The organism is Streptomyces sp. NBC_00454 (assembly GCF_041434015.1).
Taxonomy (GTDB): Bacteria; Actinomycetota; Actinomycetes; order Streptomycetales; family Streptomycetaceae; genus Streptomyces.
The window spans coordinates 7,934,212-7,948,316 of record NZ_CP107907.1; the positions used below are offsets into that span (position 1 = coordinate 7,934,212).

The 14,105-nt window shown below is 69.0% G+C and carries 12 protein-coding genes and 2 pseudogenes; 11 read left to right on the top strand and 3 right to left on the bottom strand.

Features of this window, described 5'->3' with window-relative positions; translation table 11 throughout:
• The first annotated feature begins 211 nt into the window (after window positions 1-211).
• The 9 genes and pseudogenes from OHU74_RS36205 (at window position 212) to OHU74_RS36245 (ending at window position 10,096) form a co-directional block, all read left to right on the top strand.
• The gene (locus tag OHU74_RS36205) at window positions 212-880 is read left to right on the top strand and encodes a response regulator (RefSeq protein WP_371613977.1); all 669 of its coding nucleotides are present in this window, start codon (window positions 212-214) and stop codon (window positions 878-880) included.
• A pseudogene (locus OHU74_RS36210) lies at window positions 877-1,999 on the top strand (sensor histidine kinase). The gene OHU74_RS36205 and the pseudogene OHU74_RS36210 overlap by 4 nt, the downstream one beginning before the upstream one ends.
• A gap of 110 nt (window positions 2,000-2,109) precedes the next feature.
• Window positions 2,110-3,378 (top strand): cation:proton antiporter, encoded by a 1,269-nt coding sequence (locus OHU74_RS36215; RefSeq protein WP_371613975.1) that lies wholly within the window; start codon window positions 2,110-2,112, stop codon window positions 3,376-3,378.
• Between the two features lie 237 nt (window positions 3,379-3,615).
• Entirely contained in the window at window positions 3,616-4,194 is a 579-nt protein-coding gene (locus OHU74_RS36220) for a SigE family RNA polymerase sigma factor (protein WP_371613974.1), read from the top strand.
• A gap of 362 nt (window positions 4,195-4,556) precedes the next feature.
• Window positions 4,557-5,132 (top strand): TerD family protein, encoded by a 576-nt coding sequence (locus OHU74_RS36225; RefSeq protein WP_371613973.1) that lies wholly within the window; start codon window positions 4,557-4,559, stop codon window positions 5,130-5,132.
• A 126-nt stretch (window positions 5,133-5,258) separates the two neighbouring features.
• Complete coding sequence (locus OHU74_RS36230; RefSeq protein ID WP_371613981.1) at window positions 5,259-5,840, top strand: TerD family protein; 582 nt, start codon at window positions 5,259-5,261, stop codon at window positions 5,838-5,840.
• Between the two features lie 292 nt (window positions 5,841-6,132).
• Window positions 6,133-7,275, top strand: a complete 1,143-nt coding sequence (locus OHU74_RS36235; RefSeq protein ID WP_371613972.1) for a DUF418 domain-containing protein — start codon at window positions 6,133-6,135, stop codon at window positions 7,273-7,275.
• Between the two features lie 503 nt (window positions 7,276-7,778).
• Window positions 7,779-9,566 (top strand): ABC transporter ATP-binding protein, encoded by a 1,788-nt coding sequence (locus OHU74_RS36240; protein WP_371613971.1) that lies wholly within the window; start codon window positions 7,779-7,781, stop codon window positions 9,564-9,566.
• A 59-nt stretch (window positions 9,567-9,625) separates the two neighbouring features.
• Window positions 9,626-10,096, top strand: a complete 471-nt coding sequence (locus OHU74_RS36245) for a hypothetical protein (protein WP_371613982.1) — start codon at window positions 9,626-9,628, stop codon at window positions 10,094-10,096.
• A 454-nt stretch (window positions 10,097-10,550) separates the two neighbouring features.
• Here OHU74_RS36245 and OHU74_RS36250 read toward each other — a convergent pair whose 3' ends face one another.
• Both OHU74_RS36250 and OHU74_RS36255 read right to left on the bottom strand, forming a co-directional pair.
• The gene (locus OHU74_RS36250; protein ID WP_371613970.1) at window positions 10,551-10,985 is read right to left on the bottom strand and encodes a hypothetical protein; all 435 of its coding nucleotides are present in this window, start codon (window positions 10,983-10,985) and stop codon (window positions 10,551-10,553) included.
• A pseudogene (locus OHU74_RS36255) lies at window positions 10,942-11,082 on the bottom strand (pirin family protein); the annotation flags it as partial. The pseudogene OHU74_RS36255 and the gene OHU74_RS36250, both read right to left, overlap by 44 nt.
• A gap of 92 nt (window positions 11,083-11,174) precedes the next feature.
• Between OHU74_RS36255 and OHU74_RS36260 the strand changes: the two are divergent.
• Together OHU74_RS36260 and OHU74_RS36265 are read left to right on the top strand one after the other, a co-directional pair.
• Complete coding sequence (locus tag OHU74_RS36260) at window positions 11,175-12,329, top strand: tyrosine-type recombinase/integrase (RefSeq protein ID WP_371613969.1); 1,155 nt, start codon at window positions 11,175-11,177, stop codon at window positions 12,327-12,329.
• A 142-nt stretch (window positions 12,330-12,471) separates the two neighbouring features.
• Window positions 12,472-13,404, top strand: coding sequence for a 5'-nucleotidase (locus OHU74_RS36265; protein ID WP_371613968.1), 933 nt, complete (start codon window positions 12,472-12,474; stop codon window positions 13,402-13,404).
• Here OHU74_RS36265 and OHU74_RS36270 read toward each other — a convergent pair.
• Window positions 13,323-14,105 (bottom strand): CBS domain-containing protein, encoded by a 783-nt coding sequence (locus OHU74_RS36270; RefSeq protein ID WP_371613967.1) that lies wholly within the window; start codon window positions 14,103-14,105, stop codon window positions 13,323-13,325. The genes OHU74_RS36265 and OHU74_RS36270 overlap by 82 nt on opposite strands.

The window sequence follows — 14,105 nt, forward strand, 5'->3', positions numbered from 1 at the left end:
GCAGAAGGCCGTCGCATCGATGTCTCACGTTCCCGCCCCAGGCTGGAAACCTGCCGGTCAGCGCGGTATCGACACGTGCCGACACCTCCGCCGACTGGCGGGAACGGACCCCCCGACCGGCTGGAACCGGGCTCGCGACGTCGCCGGGGACGGCGAGGGGACCTTAGGGTCAGCCACGACGGGGATCGATTGACGACGGGGTGCGACGCACGTGATTCGGGTAGTGGTGGTGGATGACGAGGCGCTGGTCCGATCCGGTTTCGGCCTCATCCTGGGTGCGGCAGACGACATCGAGGTCGTCGCCACGGCGTCGGGCGGGGACGCCCTGGACACGGTGCGGGAACACCGTCCGGATGTCGTCCTGCTGGATATCCGGATGCCGGACGTGGACGGCCTCACGGTTCTGGCTCAGCTGCGCGCCCTGCCCGATCCCCCTGTCGTGGCGATGCTGACCACCTTCGACACCGACGAGTACGTCCTCACTGCCCTCCACTCGGGCGCGGCCGGTTTCCTCCTCAAGGACACCGAACCGGATCACCTCCCCCAGTTGGTCAGGACCTTGGCCGACGGCGGAGTGGTGATGTCCTCCAAGGCCTCCCGGAGCCTGCTGCGCACGCATCCTGCTGCCGGGGGGCTTGCGGCCGTGGACGAGGAGGCGGCCCGCGTGGAGCGGCTGAGCGACCGGGAGCGGGACGTGCTCGTGCTGCTGGCGGAAGGCTTGTCCAACGCCGATATCGGAACCCGTCTGCATCTGGGCACCGGCACGGTCAAAGACCATGTCAGCGCCATCCTCACCAAACTCCGGGTGGCCGGCCGGGTCCAGGCGGCGCTGCTCGCCCAGCGAGCCGGGCTGCTGGATGCCGGCCGGGAAGGCAGATGAGCGCCGCACTTGGGAAGCGGCTGTGGAATCGGGTACCGCCACTTGCACGGGATGCCGGTCTGGTCGCCCTCGCCGCACTGGACGCATGGCTCAGCCTCTGGAACGACACCGCGCTCGGCCTCGCCCTCGCCGCGATCGCCTGCGGTGCCCTGGCTCTGCGTCGGCGGTTCCCGCTGGCCGTCTTCCTGCTCACGCTGCCGGCCGCCGTGGTCCAGGACATCCTGGTCGCCCCGGTCGCCGCCCTGTACACCCTGGCCGAACGCTCGCGTGACCGTCGTCTGCTCGGCACGTGCGTCTTCCTGTCCGCGGTCGCCATGGCTGTGCACGCTCCGTTGAACGACGACCCGTCGACCAGCCGGGCCTGGACCCTGATCTTCTTGCTGTACAACCTGGCCACGGCCACCGCCCCGGTCCTGCTGGGCCAGCTGGTCCAGGCACGGAGGGACTTGGGACGACGTCTGGTGGAGATCGAGGAGGCGAGGGAGCACGAGCGCGAGCTGCACACGCAGGCCGTCCTGGCCCGGGAACGCGCCCAGCTGGCCCGCGAGATGCACGATGTCGTCTCCCACCAGGTCAGCCTGATCGCGGTTCAGGCCGGAGCCATGCAGGTGGCTGCCAAGGACGCTGACAGCAGGGAAACGGCACGCACCATCCGCTCCCTGAGCGTGGACACGCTCGACGAACTGCGCACCATGGTCACGCTGCTGCGCCTCCGGCGGAGCCGCGACGGACCTCACCCCGCAGCCCACCCTCGCCGACTTGCGCAGGCTGGTGGCGTCCAGCGGCATCGAAGCGGAGCTCACGGGCGATCTCCCGGCCTCTGTGGGCACGCCCGCTCAGCGCGCTCTGTACCGCACGGTGCAGGAAGCACTGACCAACGCCCGCAAACACGCCCCCGGAGCCAGAGCGGCCGTCGAGCTGTGGCACGACGGCGACGCCGTCGGCGTGACGGTCACCAACAGCCCGCCGACCCGCCCCTCACTACCCCTGCCCGGCGCACACCTGGGCCTGCTGGGCCTCAGGGAGCGCGCCGACATCCTGCACGGCACCTTCGAGTCCGGCCCGACCGGCGAGGGCGGCTACCGGGTACGGATACGCATCCCGTCCCGCGCGGACTGACCCTCCTACCGCGTACTGACCCGCCCACCGCGTACTGCCCACCGTCCACCGGGAAGTCCGGTTTCCCTGCGCAACCCGTCAACGTTCTGTGCCCCGAATCAGGAATCCCCTTGCTCTTCACCGTGATCGTGATTACCGCTGCGGCCGCCGGGTGGTCGCTCGTCGCCGGATGGCTGGAGCTGCGGCACATCAGGGCCCCTCTGGTGCTGGTCCTCGCGGGGATCATCACCGGACTGTTCACCCAGAGCGAGATCGCCGCCACCTTGAACTCCGAGGTCGCGCAGCACGTGGCCGAGGTCATTCTGGCGGTCCTGCTGTTCGTCGACGCGACCGAACTGCCGGGCGGGCGACTGTTCGGCAAGGATCCCGGCGCGGCCGCCCGGGCACTACTGGTGGCCCTGCCGCTGAGCCTGGCCGCGATGGTCCTGCTGGGCTCGCTGCTGCTGCCCGCGCTGCCGGCGGTGCTCCTGTTGCTGATCGCGTGCGTCATCGTGCCGACCGACTTCGCCCCGGCCGAGACACTGGTCCGCGACACGCGCATCGCCGCCCGGGTGCGCAACGTCCTCAACGTGGAGAGCGGCTACAACGACGGGATCGTGTCGCCCATCTTCCTGTTCGCCCTGATCCTGGCCGGTGCCACCGCGCAGGCCCACACCCCCATGCAGGCACTGGGCACGGCGGTTCCGTCCTCGGCGAAGGCCCTCGTCGTCGGCATCGTGCTGGGGCCACTGCTGGCGTGGTTGATGAACTCGGCCGACCGGATGCACCGAATGACCGACCAGTCACGCCGGATCCTCGTGCTGGTCGCACCGCTGCTCGCCTACGCCATGACCGTGGCGGCCGGCGGCAACGGCTTCGTGGCCTCGTTCGTCTGTGGCATCGGCTTCCGTTACGTCCGGCAGGCCCCGACCCGGCGAGGAGACGTCCAAGCCCCCGACGCCTCGGACTTCCGGCTGATCGAGGACACCAACTCGATCATGACCATGTGCATGTGGTTCTTCTTCGGAAACGCCGTGGTGCTCGCGCTGGGCGAGGGCGTCCACTGGCCCACCGTCGCGCTCTGCGCCGCCGCACTCACCGTCGTGCGCATCGTTCCGATCCTGCTCGCCTTCCTCGGCTCGGACTTCACCTGGCGCGAACGGCTCATGGTGGGAGCCCTCGGACCACGCGGCACCACCTCGATCGTGTTCGGGCTCATCGCCTTCAACACCCTCCCCGACGGGCCCTACGCGGACACCGTCCTGTACGCGACGACACTCACCGTGCTCGGCAGCGTTCTGCTCCACGGCATCGGCTCGACCACCATCGCCCGCCTGCTCACCCGGCCCTCTGCTCCGCCGGCCCCTGAGACCACGACCCCGGAGCGGATGGCGTCATGAACCCGCGCCGGGGCTGAGACCCGGGGGCCCGGCCCCTCGGACCGCCACCTGGCGGGGCGCGCTCCGCCAGGTGGCGGATGGGCTCCGGACGCCCGGCGGATACCTCCACAACCTGTCCTTGCACGAAGTTTGCAGGGCAGGGCAGGGCAGGGCACGACCACGCCGCCCTGGCTCCGGCGGCCGCTCTCCCTCCACCTGTGCGGGCGTACGTCGGCCCGGAACGAGGAGGACGCGGACGTGTTCAGCGACAACGAGGCTCTGCGCTTCGAGGAGTACGTACGGCTCCGGCAGGACGCGCTGCTGCGCACGGCCCGCCGCCTGGTTCCTGACCTGGTGGACGCCCAGGACCTGCTCCAGACCGCCTTCGCTCAGACCTTCGTCCGGTGGGACCAGATCGTCGACAAGAACCTCGCGGACGCCTACCTGCGCCGGGTGATGATCAATACCCGGACGGAGTGGTGGCGGGCCCGCAAGTTCGAGGAAGTGCTCACCGCGCACGTCCCCGACACCAGCGTCGAGGACAGCACGGACCGGTACACCGACCGCGCCCTGCTCCTCGACGTCCTCGGCATACTGACCCCCCGGCAGCGCAGCATCGTCGTACTGCGCCACTGGGGAGAGCTGAGCACCGAGGAGACCGCGCAGCTGCTCGGTCTTGCGACGGGCACGGTCAAGAGCACCCTGCACCGGGCGCTGGTCCACCTCCGGGAGGAGCTGGAGGAACGCGAACGGCACTTCCACGCCGGAGGCGGTACCCGCCCGCCGGGGCGCGGGATCGCGCGGCCCCGCCCGAAACCGCTGTCCGCTGCGGCATGACCTCGGCCGGCCATCACACCGTGGCCGGCCCCCGGGTCCTTGGGCCCCGGCCTGCTGACGCTGGCCCGCCGGGTGACGGGTGGCGCACCCGCCGGTCGGCGGGGAGAACCGGACACCTGTGGGATACCGGCCACCCCGGGCGGCACCTGAGTCTGGAGTTCCGCAAGAGGAGAGATTCCGGACGACCGGCCCCTACCAGGGCGGTCTGGACCGTCCGGCGGACGCCCCCTCCCCTGATCCCCTCCGTCCGGCCCCGCGCGCGGTGACGCACCTCGCGGCGCCCGCACCGCAGATGTGTCCACCGGCGCCGTCCCGCACCGTCGGGCCGGACCGGATCCCACCAAGAGCAAGGAGAGAACCCCATGGGTGTTTCGCTGTCCAAAGGCGGCAACGTATCGCTGAGCAAGGAGGCCCCGGGCCTGACCGCGGTGCTGGTCGGTCTCGGCTGGGACGTGCGCACCACGGCCGGCGTCGATTTCGACCTCGACGCGAGCGCGTTGCTGTGCGACGAGCGCGGCAAAGTCCCCTCCGACTCGCACTTCGTCTTCTACAACAACCTCAAGAGCCCGGACGGTTCGGTCGAGCACACCGGCGACAACCTCACCGGTGAGGGTGAGGGAGACGACGAGGTCGTCAAGGTGAACCTCGCGGCCGTTCCGGCCGACGTGGTGAAGATCGTCTTCCCGGTCTCCATCCACGACGCCACCGCACGTTCGCAGAACTTCGGCCAGGTGCGGCAGGCATACATCCGGGTGGTGAACGAGAACGGCGGGGCCGAGCTCGCCCGCTACGACCTGAGCGAAGACGCCGCCACCGAGACGGCGATGGTTTTCGGCGAGCTGTACCGCAACGGCGCGGAGTGGAAGTTCCGTGCCGTCGGCCAGGGTTACGCCTCCGGCCTGGCCGGCATCGCCCAGGACTTCGGCGTCAGTCTCTGACACCGGAGCACCCCAGCCCCCGCCGCCCGCGCCGTCCACGCGGAATCCCCCTCCGCGTGCGGGCGGCGGGCCCCACCGGGCCGCCGCAACCGTCTGGCCCCACCCCCATCAATCCCGGGAGCCTTCATGTCCGTAAACCTCGCCAAAGGCCAGACGATCAGCCTGGCCAAGTCCGACGCGACCCCCCTCATCCGGGTGCGCATGGGCCTGGGCTGGCAGGCAGCCCAACGCAAGGGGTTCCTCGGAAAACTGATCGGGCCCAAGGAGATCGACCTCGACGCCTCCGCACTGATGTACTCGGGCCGGGAGATGCTGGAGGTCGTCTACTTCAACTACCTGGTCAGCTCCTACGGCGCGGTGAGGCACTCCGGCGACAACCGCACCGGCGGCGACGGCCCGGGGGACGACGAAGCCATCACCGTCGATTTCACACGGGTCCCCCCGGAGGTCGACCAGATCGTCTTCACCGTGAACTCCTTCACCGGGGCGACCTTCGGCGAGGTCGGACACGCCTACTGCCGGTTGGTGGACGACACCACGGGCCTCGAACTCGCCCGCTACACCCTGTCCGGCGGGGGCTCCCACACCGCCCAGATCATGGCCAAGGTCGTCCGCCTGCCCGAGGGCTGGCAGTTGGCCGCCATCGGCGAACCCGCGGCCGGGGCAACCTTCCAGGAGCTTCTACCCGCCATCGACCGCTACCTGTGACCTGCGATAGACGGGCTGGGCGCTGGAGGACGGCGGGGCGATGCGCACGCCTTGCGCATCGCCCCGCCGACGACGCCCGATCCTGCCGGACCGGTCGGGACACGGTCCCGCCGGTCGGCGGGGTGGTCACCGCCGACCGGCGGGGCCGTTGCCGAAGCCTGCCGGATGGCCCGACTCCTGGCGTCACCGCGAGATTCTCCCTATGACACAGATGCAGCCGCCCCTGGAGACGTCGCCGCCTGAGCCTCGAACCCTGCCCGAGTCCGCCGTGCCGGCCCCGGGCGGCCCTTCGATGGGACGCCTTGTCGGGGTTGACCTGGCCCGGGCATTGGCGGTGTTCGGGATGTACATCGTCCACATCGGCCCCCCGCTGTCGGCCACGGACGGCGTCGCCGGCTGGGTCCGGTATCTGGCCGATGGTCACTCGTCGGTCCTGTTCGCCACCCTCGCCGGGTTCTCGCTGATGCTGATCGCCGGCCGTCGCAAGCCGAAGACCGGTCTGGCCGGTCGGCAGGCCAAAGCGCGGATCGCGATCCGCGCCGTGGTCCTGCTGGCGCTGGGCACCGCGCTGTCGATGGAGTACGGGGACGTGATCATCCTCGCCTTCTACGGCGTCTACTTCCTCCTCGCCCTGCCCCTGGTGCGACTGCGCGCCAGCACGCTCGCGCTGATCGCGGCCGGGCTCGCACTCGTCACACCGCAGCTGGCGTTCGTCCTGAAATCCCTGCTGAGCGAGTCCGTCCAGCAGAGCGTCAACGCCTACGACCCGCTCGAGAAGCTCAGCGACGTGGGAGTGCTCGATCTGCTGCTCACCGGCTTCTACCCGACGATCACGTGGATGCCGTTCGTGGTCGCCGGGATGGCGCTGGCCCGACTCGACCTGTCCGCCACGACCGTCCAACTGCGCCTGGCCGCGCTCGGTGCCGCCCTCACCGTGGCCGCGTACGGCACGTCCCTGCTGCTGGCGGGCAAGGACGCGCTACGGAGCATGGCGGAGGGCGGCAAGTCGTCCGCCGACTCCGAGGCGGCGTCCTCCGCCAGCGGATCCTTCGACGCCCAGGGGTCGGCTTCGGAGCTGTTGTCCGCCGGGCCTCACAGCGGTACCACGTTCGACATCATCGGCAGCGTGGGCGTCGCGATCCTCGTGATCGTGGGCGCGACGGTGCTGATGGACCGTCTGCCGCTCCTGCGCCGCCTGGCGAAGCCGATCACCGCCGTGGGCGCCATGTCCCTGACGGCGTACGTAGGCCACTTCATCGTGCAGTCCGCGGTGGGCATCCCGACCGGCGAAAGCAGCCAGGTGTCCTGGGGGCCCGTGCTGACGTTCATCCTCGGGGCGATCGTGTTCGCCACGCTCTGGTCCCGCTTCTTCCGCCGCGGACCGCTGGAGCACCTGCTCAACGCCGCCACCAAGCCGGCGAAGTACATCCGATGAGGTCCGGCCGGGGTGGCGCGCCCTCGTGGCCCACCCCGGCCCTGACGGCTCAACGCCTTCCTCACCAGTGGGCACACCCGCCACCTGGGGGGTCTCGCCGGCCACCTGGGGGCTGAGGTCCGGATTACTGCCGGATACCCGTTGGCTCGCCCTTGGCCGAGCCTGGACGCATGGACGACAAGCGAGCGGACCGAGACGGTCGCGCACCGGCCCCGGCCGCTCCCGACACGCCGCTCTGCAAGGGGTGCGCGAGGGGCGGTTGCTTGTTGCACGGACACCTCAGGGGCGGCCGGGAAGCCGGCTTCCTCGTTTTCCTCGCGGCGGCCGGAATCCTGGCGGTCCTCCGGCCTGACCTGTACGCCGGCCTGGTCCACCAAGCCGGGGGGATCTTCGCCAGCCTGTCCGGCTGAGCACTCCGACCCCCCGTTGACGCGCGGGCACGACCTGGTGCTCCGATCCGCGACCGCAGTGACCGGGCAACCGGACGACAAAAGGACCACGTCATGACCGCGACCGACCCGTCGGCCGCCGACACCGCACGCCTGACCGCCCCGAAGACGTTCAAGGCGCTGTACGCCCATTTCCGACCGCACCGCAAGGCCGTCGCGCTCGCCGCCCTGCTCACCCTGATCGGGGCCGGCAGCGGGTTGCTCCAGCCCTTGGCCACGAAGGTCCTCGTGGACCGGCTGGGCTCCGGTGAGACGATCAGCAGGATCCTCCTGGCCCTCACCGCACTGGTACTACTGGGCGCGGTGCTCCAGGCGCTCGGCGCGTACGTGCTGGAGCGGACCGCGGAGTCGGTCGTGTTGGCCGCCCGCCGCACCCTTGTCGGTCGACTGCTGCGGCTGCGCCTCACGGAGGTCGAGCGGCACCAGCCGGGCGACCTGATGTCCCGGGTCACCTCCGACACGACGCTCCTGCGCGCCGTCACCACCCAGGCACTCGTCAACGGTGCCACCGGCGTCATCACCCTGGTCGCGGCCATCGTCATGATGGCCTTCATGGACGCCGTGCTGCTCGGCGTCACCCTGGCTGTGGGCGTGCTGATCGGCGGGGCCGTCGCCCTGGTGATGCCCAGAATCGCGCAGGCCACCGAGCGTGCGCAGGAGGCGGTCGGGGAGGTCTCCTCCGTCCTCGAGCGGATCTTCGGCGCGCTCCGGACCGTCAAGGCGTCAGGCGCCGAACAGCGCGAGAACGCGGTCGCCGACGCGGCACTGCAGCGGTCGTGGCGGCACGGCGTGACGAGTGCGAAGTGGGAGGCGGTGGCGGAGGGATCGGTCGGTCTGGCCATGCAGCTGTCGTTCCTCGCGGTGCTCGGCGTCGGCGGGGCACGCGTGGCCTCCGGAGCGATCCCCGTGTCCACTCTGATCGCCTTCCTGCTCTACCTCTTCTACGTCATCGAGCCGGTGGAAAGGCTGGTCCAGGCGGCCTCCGCGTATCAGGAGGGATCAGCGGCCGTCGCCCGCATCGACGAAGTGGAGCGGCTTGAAACGGAGCACCTGGACCAGGAGCACCCCGAGCGGCCCGGGACATCGGCGGCGGCTTGTGGCCCGGCGTCGGTCCGCTTCGAGGACGTGAGCTTCCGCTACCGCGATGACCTCCCGTCCGTCCACCACCAGGTCGACTTCGATGTGCGCAGCGGCGGCATGACGGCCTTCGTCGGCCCCTCGGGGGCGGGCAAGTCGACGGTCTTCGCGCTGATCGAGCGGTTCTACGAGGCCACCGGAGGCCGGGTTCTGGTCGACGGCAAGGACGTCCGCGACTGGCCACTGCCGGAGCTGCGCGGTGCCATCGGATACGTGGAGCAGGACACGCCGGTCCTGGCCGGAACGCTGCGGGAGAACCTGGTCTTCGCGGCACCCGACGCGACCGACCAGGACATCCACGCCGTCCTGATCCGGGCGAAACTGGACACGCTGGTGGACCACCTGCCGCAGGGACTGGAAACCCCGGTCGGACACCGCGGCACCAAGCTGTCGGGCGGCGAACGGCAGCGCATCGCGATCGCCCGCGCCCTGCTGCGCAAACCCCGGCTGCTACTCCTGGACGAGGCGACCTCGCAGCTCGACGCCGAAAACGAACTGGCGGTACGCGACGTCATCACACAGGCCGCCCGGACGACCACCGTCCTCGTCGTGGCACACCGCCTCTCAACGGTGACCCACGCCGACCGGATCGTGGTGATGGACGCAGGACGCGTACGCGCGGTGGGCACCCATACGGAACTGCTCGACCAAGACACCCTGTACGCACGCCTGGCGGCCACCCAGTTCCTGGGGCCGGCACGGTGACTGGCCGTCGACCGATCAAGGGATCGGCGATGTACGTCGCCAAAGGAATAGGAGTCGCCATGAAGCTTGCCCGGTTGGGCGGAAGCGTGGTGCTCCTTGGCGCCGCGGTCTCGGCGGTACTCGCGAGCAGCCCCGCACAGGCCGCAGAGGGCGAGGTCGAGATCAGGCACGGCATTTTCATGGCGCACGGCGAGTCGTGCGGGCGCGACAGCACCGCGCCGGTGGACGTCACCCTCAATTCCACCGCCGAGCAGGTCCCTGCGCCGGCCCCTGAACCCACCACTGAGTCGACCACCCAGCCGACCACCTCCCTGGGCATCAACCCTCGCACTGGACCCGACACCACCCCCGACACCACCCCGGGCGCCGCCCAGGGTCCGGCCGAGCCCAGCAGCGTCGACGCAGGCTCCGAGACCACCGGTTGGGTACGCACCGAAACAGTTCTGCTGGCCGTTGGCGCTTCCACCGCCGCCGCTGCCGCAGGCCTGGGCTTCGCCGCCCGGCGCCGCTTGGCACGCCGCAACGACTGACATCTGAGCACCCCGCTCCCCCGACACCCCGTCCGCGCGCTCTCCTTCTCACCGGATTCGCAGCAGGAGCCACTACCGCGGCCGAGTTCACCGCCATCTGCCTGTGCGCCGCCCCGCGCTGACCGTCCCACCAATCACACGGCGCCCCGCCCGTAAGCAGAAGCGGTAAGGACCAGGGCGGTTGAGTGCCAGCGCTTGCCCACCGCGTGGACGTCGCAGCCGGTGAGGCCTCATCCATAAGACCCAAGGCGCCCTCGGCGCCGAGCCGGGAGCAGAGGCCAACCGGCCCTCTCCACAAGCCACCCCTGGGGAGTGACTGTGGAGTCCCGGGGCCGCCCGGGGAGTCTCTGGGCAGTTCTGGCCGCGTAGCCAGAAAGCCCGTGAAAGAACCAACACCGCAGGTCAGCGCCGAGCGATGGGTCGAAAGCCCAGCTCAGAGCCCCGAACTCGAGGCCTACCTGACGTAGGTCCCGAGGTCGTCGGCCTCGACGATCCCCGGCAGCGAGCCGCACTGCTCGACGTCGACGCCGAAGTGGAAAAGGCCGGCTGCACTCGATGACGTCGCCCGTGTCCGCGCGGGCCGATCGCTGGAACGCGCCAGGCCCCACCACAGAGGGTGGCCACCGCCCAGCTGACCTTCGTCGCGATAGACACCGAGGGCAAGCCCCCCATCATGCCTGCCAGGCCTGATGGGCCCGACTGATGAACCGCTGCTGCCGCGACACCGCGCATTGCTTGCTGTCCACAACGTCGTGCGGCGGCCCTCCATGACAGGACGACAGCAGACCACAGCTCCCGCACCCTTGATGACATCAGCGCTGCCCAGCGCGTTCTCCCGATAGGCCTCAAGCGAGTTGGGGAAGTTCAGGGGCAGGATCGGAGCGCCCATGGCCCTTCACCTCGCCGAAGCGGCTGCCGTTCATCCAGTCCTCTCGAACCTGTGCAATATCCTCTTGGGAACATCCGATCCTGTTCCAGAACGTAACACGAGATATCCGTCTTCGTGCAGGTCAGGAACGTATTGGACCCTCCAGCGTCAGCAAAAGGTCAGCATTGGCGCCCGAGGAGTCCGCACGGCATGGCAACGAAGTCTCTGGCCCACGGCATGGGCACCTTCTACAAAGACTGCGAGCACCCGCAGTCACGCTGGTCGAAGTGCCCGCACGAGTACACGATCCGATACCGCAATGCCGCCGGAAAGCAGTCCGAAGAGGCCGGCTTCACTACCCAGGACGCGGCCATCGACCGCCTCACCACGATCTACAAGGAGAAGAAGGCGGCACCCAGGAGCCAGAGCAAGGCCGAGCGCATCCAGAAGTTCGGCACCATGCAGTTCCGCGAGTACACCGCGGAATGGAAGGCCGGCCAGCGCGACCTCGCCGAGTCCTCACTCCGCACGCTCGAGTCCCTCCTCGACCACCACATCCTCCCCACCCCCGGCAGCCGCCGGATGAACACCTTCGACCACAAGGTCGTCGACGGCTTCCTCCAGACCATGGAGCGCAACGGCGCCGGCCTGGCCACCCAGTCCAACGCCTTCGACAAGCTGAAGTCCGTCCTCCTCGACGCCTACCGCCTCGGCATCTACACCGAGAACCCCGTCCTGGGCGTCAAGCCCCCGCAGTACGACCCCGAGCGCGCCGTCATCCCCTCCCCCGCCCAGCTCCGCGACATACGCACCGCCGGCGACGACCGGTTCCTGCTGATCTCCGACCTCATGAGCGGCTGCGGCATGCGCAACGGCGAAGCCTTCGCCGTCAACCTCAACAACCTCGTCGCCAGCGACGTCTACCGCATCACCGAACAGGTCAACCAGACCACCAAAACCTACGGCCGCCTCAAACACCGCAAGCCCACCGACTACCGCGACGTCCCCCTCCCGGCCCGCGTCCGCGAGACGATCGAGTGGTACGCCGACAAGCACGGCACGGTCGACGGCTACCTCCTCCGCCACCCCATGGACCCCACGAGGCCGTTCCTCGCCTACTACCTCCAGAACCAGTGGCAACGCATCAAGCGGGCTGGCGAGGTCGACGTTCCCGACGGCATGGTGATCTACAGCCTCCGCCACTTCTTCGCGTCGAACTGCCTGACCAACGGCATTCCCATCACGGACGTCGCCGAGTGGATGGGCCACAAGAGCCTCGACATCACCTTCAAGATCTACCGCCACCTCATGCCCGGCTCTATCGGCAAAGCCGCCAAGGTCCTCGACGTCGGTCTGGTGGCTTGACCCGCCAGGCGCGGGAGTCGGCGCACCGCACGCTCGCTCACTTCCCCACTCGAACAGCGAGGGAAGGGTCGCACATGTTTCCGACATATGCGTCAGGGAGATAACCATCCCAACGCTGCGCGCACGCCAAGCAGGGGGTGTCATGAAGTACGACCTGTCCGGTCGCTTGGTGGTAGGGATCGCCTCCAGTGCGCTGTTCGACCTCACCGACTGCGACGCGGTGTTTCGAGAACGGGGAGAGGATGCCTACCGCACCCACCAAGAGGCACATGTAGAAGATGTGTTGGCCAAGGGAGTTGCCTTCCCTTTCGTTCGCCGCCTGCTGTCGTTGAACGACCTCGCGGATCCGTCCGATTCGTTGGTTGAGGTCATCGTTCTGTCGCGAAATGACCCGGACACTGGCTTGCGGGTCATGCGCTCGATCGAAGCGCACGGCCTGCCTATCAGCCGAGCCGTCTTTCGGCAGGGTCGTTCGTCACACAGCTTCATGCCAGCCCTGAACATGTCGTTGTTCCTGTCGGCCAATGGGGCTGACGTGCGCGAGGCGGTCGCAGATGGATTGCCAGCGGGTCACGTGCTCGAGACAGCGCGGGTCGATGACGAGGACGACCCTGAACTCCGGATTGCCTTCGACTTTGACGGCGTGGTGGCGGGTGACTCTGCCGAGCGGATCTTCCAGAGTGCCGGCATCGACGAGTTCCGTGCGCACGAGGTGCGCAATGCGACCACACCACACGATCCAGGACCGCTGCGCGAGTTCCTCGCTGGCATCAACCGCATCCAGCGTCTTGAGGAGGATGAGCGCCGCAAGGATCTCGGGTATGAGCCCCGCCTTCGAGTGTCCCTGGTCACTGCTCGGGACGCCCCCGCACATGAGCGTGCCGTGCTGAGCCTCAAGCAGTGGGGGCTGCGGGTGAATGACGCCTTCTTCCTCGGCGGCGTCGACAAGACTCCCATCATCAGCGCCTTGGATCCGCATATCTTCTTCGACGATCAGGTCTCCCACCTGAACGGCACTGCACCAGCTACACCCAGCGTCCACATACCGTTCGGAGTCGTCAATGCGCCCTCGTGACTACGCTGTATATCCGGCGTGGTGTTTTCAGTGCCGATGCACATCGCGGTCCGTCTCGGTGAAGGCTTGAGTTGGCATTGGACGGCGACGATGCCCTCCACAGCATGGGTGAGGCGTTCGGCCAGCGGGATCAGGTTGCCGTCGCGGACCTTGCCAGTCAGGGTGGCGACCCCTCTGGCCACGGTGACCTTGACGGCTTCGTGGGAGAGAGGGAACAGGCGGTCGACGACGGTGCGGCGGATCTCGGTGGCGAGTTCCTCGTCGGTGCGGAGGAAGACCTTGAGGAGGTCGGCGCGGCTGACGATGCCCATGAGGGTGCCGTCGGCGTCGACGACCGGGAGGCGCTTGATGTGCCGGTCGGCCATGAGGCGGGCGGCCTGAGGCAGGGTGGCGTCAGGGCGGATCGTGACCGCCGGGGTGGTCATCATGTTCTCGGCGAGGGTGGAGCCCGCCTTGGCGGTATCGCCGAGCCGGCGCATCTGCTCGATCAGGCCCGGGCGGTGCTCGTGGAACTCCTCCTTGGGCAGGAGGTCGGCCTCGGAGACCACGCCGACGACATGGCCCTCCCCTTCGATGACGGGTAGGGCGGTCACCTTCCACTGCTCCATCGCGGTGGCGATGTCCTTGAAGCCGGTCGAGGGGGTGACGGCGATGACCTTGGTGGTCATGACGTCGGCGACGGTGTAGGGGGTGGAGGTCAT

Coding starts and splice junctions, on each gene's coding strand:
- OHU74_RS36225 (WP_371613973.1), top strand. CDS start 4,557: ATGGGTGTTTCGCTGTCCAAAGGCGGCAACGTATCGCTGAGCAAGGAG.
- OHU74_RS36270 (WP_371613967.1), bottom strand. CDS start 14,105: ATGACCTCCACCCCCTACACCGTCGCCGACGTCATGACCACCAAGGTC.
- OHU74_RS36265 (WP_371613968.1), top strand. CDS start 12,472: ATGAAGTACGACCTGTCCGGTCGCTTGGTGGTAGGGATCGCCTCCAGT.
- OHU74_RS36250 (WP_371613970.1), bottom strand. CDS start 10,985: ATGGGCGCTCCGATCCTGCCCCTGAACTTCCCCAACTCGCTTGAGGCC.
- OHU74_RS36260 (WP_371613969.1), top strand. CDS start 11,175: ATGGCAACGAAGTCTCTGGCCCACGGCATGGGCACCTTCTACAAAGAC.
- OHU74_RS36230 (WP_371613981.1), top strand. CDS start 5,259: ATGTCCGTAAACCTCGCCAAAGGCCAGACGATCAGCCTGGCCAAGTCC.
- OHU74_RS36235 (WP_371613972.1), top strand. CDS start 6,133: ATGGGACGCCTTGTCGGGGTTGACCTGGCCCGGGCATTGGCGGTGTTC.
- OHU74_RS36240 (WP_371613971.1), top strand. CDS start 7,779: ATGACCGCGACCGACCCGTCGGCCGCCGACACCGCACGCCTGACCGCC.
- OHU74_RS36245 (WP_371613982.1), top strand. CDS start 9,626: ATGAAGCTTGCCCGGTTGGGCGGAAGCGTGGTGCTCCTTGGCGCCGCG.